The following is a 2708-nucleotide window of genomic DNA, read 5'->3' as shown; positions in this document are numbered from 1 at the left end:
AGCTGAACCGCCTTATTCATGCAAACGGTAAGGCAAAGCGTGCATCGTATGATATGGTGATGTCGTTCGGACGGATGAGTGAGCCGCTCACTAAGGTACAGAAAGTGGACTCAACGACAACTGCGAAGTCTTATAACTTTGCTTATAAGTATGAGGATAGTAACCATCCTACGGCTCCAACGCAGATTGGTCACGACCATTACACATACGATGCCAACGGTAATCCAACGCTGGTAACGAACGACTCTACGAACACTACCCGTGAGATGTACTGGGATGAGGACAACCGACTCATGGTCTTAAGCGATAACGGTAAGACAAGCCGATACACTTACAATGCTGCCGGTGAACGTATCATGAAGAGTTATGGCACAATGGAGGGGGTGTATATCAATGGTGCACCGCAAGGAATCACGTTCCATGAGACGGATAACTTCACGCTTTATCCTGCTTCGATAATCAGCATCAACAAGAATCGCTTTACGAAGCATTACTTCATTGGTGACAAACGAATCGCCAGCCGTATCGGTACAGGCCTGTTCAATAACGTTTACGGAAGAAACGGCAGTTATGTCACCGCCGGTCAGCAGGACTATGCTGAACGCATGAATCAGATACAGAAGCAGAAAGAGGCATACTATAAGCAGCAGGGCATTGCCCCTGGTGTACCTACAATGAAGGGCGCGTATGGTGATCCAGAGAACACAGGTAGGGGTTACAACTCTATCCTCGACACTCTCGGCAACCACGATGTGCCACAGGGTTGGATTCAGACTCCACATCCTAACACGACACCAGGTTCCAACCCTGGTCCACCTGTAAGCTGGAACGACCCGAGCAACCCTGATGATCCTCAAGCTGGATATGGATACATCCCCAATGATACCACACGTGAAGAAACCTTCTTCTATCATAGTGACCACTTAGGTAGTACGTCTTACATTACAGATGACCACGCTAACATCACCCAGTATGATGCTTACCTACCGTACGGTGAACTCCTTGTAGACGAACACTCTTCATCCGAAGACTTACCATACAAATTCAATGGCAAACAGTTTGATGAGGAAACGGGCTTGTACTATTATGGTGCAAGGTACTTGAATCCTATGACCAGTCTATGGTATGGAGTTGATCCGTTAGCAGAAAAGTATGTTCAAACTATCCCTTATCTATATGGTGGTGGGAATCCTATTAGGATCATTGACCCTAACGGAAAGGGATGGGTCGAAACAAAAGATAAGAAAACTTATTGGGATGAGAGGGTTAACTCAGCTAAGGATACAAAGTTTATTCCTAAGGGTGGTAAATTCTTGGGAAATACAGCAGATATGTTTGATGATCAGGGACAATATAAATTTGGAGACGAACAAGGCAATATCCTTTCTGCTCATCCACTGGAGAATGTAATTGTTACTGGCGACAAGGAATATAATTTCCACCAAACTCTCGGTTATAAGATCTTCGGTGATTTCAGGAATTCGGATGGTGGATTAGGACCATGGAATCCTGATGCTGTGAGTTTTGATATTAATGTATCTGGTTCTTTCCTTGGCGCTGGGTTTTCTGTCAATGTAGGATTGATAGTTGGCGGTGGTATAATATCTCCATTTGCTTCTTTCTCGTCATTTGCTGGTTTTAGTACAGATAACTTTAAGAATCTTTTTGTTCCATCTGGTAAGAGAATAACCCCCTTCAGTTTTTTAAGTGCAAATGTAGGTGGCTCGTTTATGATGTATGAGAATTTTAATTCTCAGAATAGGAATTCTTTTGAGAGCTATAGGAATGCAGGAATTACTCGAAATTATAATATTGGAAATATAGGATTTATAAGAGGACAAAGTGCTACATATGTTAATGGTAAGTATATACCTACAACCGATGCAAAGTCATATGGCTTTTCCATTAATGCAGTTCCTTCTATCTTTGATTTCTCTAATGCAGGAGGTAATACATGGATACCATTCTATTAAAAAAATTACTATATTTGGGAGTCGCAGGCATCCTCTGTCTTTTAGCATTTGTTTTTAATATTAAGGATCTCAACAATTTTGATCCTTTTAAGCAAGTATGCTATACATGTACGTTTAATGTAAAAGTAACAAAAATAAAAAAGAGACGTGATTATTATATTACTGGGGAAAATTTAAAGGGAAAAAGTATAGAGTTTGAAGTGTATGATGTCTGGAACTTAAAAGAACTTCAGGTTGGCGATAGTATTATCAAGCAAAATGGGGAATGGAAAATAAAAATAGTAAAAAGAGATACAACTCTTTTTATTGAACCAGAATTTCCGGAACAGTGATATAGCACTATATTTTCAAAATATACAGTCTATACAAAAAAGAATAAAGGGACCAATTATAGATGCTCCCATACATCTTCCGAACTCAAGTAGGTCAAACTCCTCAACTTCTAATCAAAAGACATAATTATGAGAAAGGCATTTTTTTAAATTTATTGGCTAATCCTTCACGGTATGCCAACTTGCATACGGTCTTTATTTGGGATGCAACTGCATAGAAACTACTTTCCTGAAACCCTAATTTGTTCAAGTAATAGTCCCTGAAATCATAAATGAAATTTTCTGTAAGTTGCGAGAAAGACAAATCTTCCACCTTGTACTTGTCTTCGATAAATGTTCGAAGATTATTACGGGTAGTATAGTAATTGGAAATTGTTTCTCTCTTAATGTCAATTCCAATATG

Annotated in this window: 2 protein-coding genes and 1 pseudogene; 2 read left to right on the top strand and 1 reads right to left on the bottom strand. The window is 39.8% G+C overall.

Annotated features, from left to right (window positions below):
• Together HMPREF9969_RS13100 and HMPREF9969_RS00160 are read left to right on the top strand one after the other, a co-directional pair.
• A partial coding sequence (locus tag HMPREF9969_RS13100; RefSeq protein WP_009433861.1) for an RHS repeat-associated core domain-containing protein occupies positions 1–1973 on the top strand: 1973 nt, incomplete at its 5' end.
• A complete protein-coding gene (locus HMPREF9969_RS00160; protein ID WP_036894396.1) occupies positions 1955–2305 on the top strand; it encodes a hypothetical protein in 351 nt (116 codons plus the stop codon). The genes HMPREF9969_RS13100 and HMPREF9969_RS00160, both read left to right, overlap by 19 nt.
• A gap of 154 nt (positions 2306–2459) precedes the next feature.
• Here the strand turns inward: HMPREF9969_RS00160 and HMPREF9969_RS00155 are convergent.
• Positions 2460–2708, bottom strand: a pseudogene (locus tag HMPREF9969_RS00155) (phage integrase SAM-like domain-containing protein); the annotation flags it as partial.

It is taken from the genome of Prevotella sp. oral taxon 306 str. F0472, from assembly GCF_000257925.1.
Taxonomy (GTDB): Bacteria; Bacteroidota; Bacteroidia; order Bacteroidales; family Bacteroidaceae; genus Prevotella; species Prevotella vespertina.
The sequence above is the reverse complement of the archived record's forward strand: the minus strand, read 5'-3'. Positions and strand labels throughout refer to the sequence as shown.

Coding starts and splice junctions, on each gene's coding strand:
- HMPREF9969_RS00160 (WP_036894396.1), top strand. CDS start 1,955: ATGGATACCATTCTATTAAAAAAATTACTATATTTGGGAGTCGCAGGC.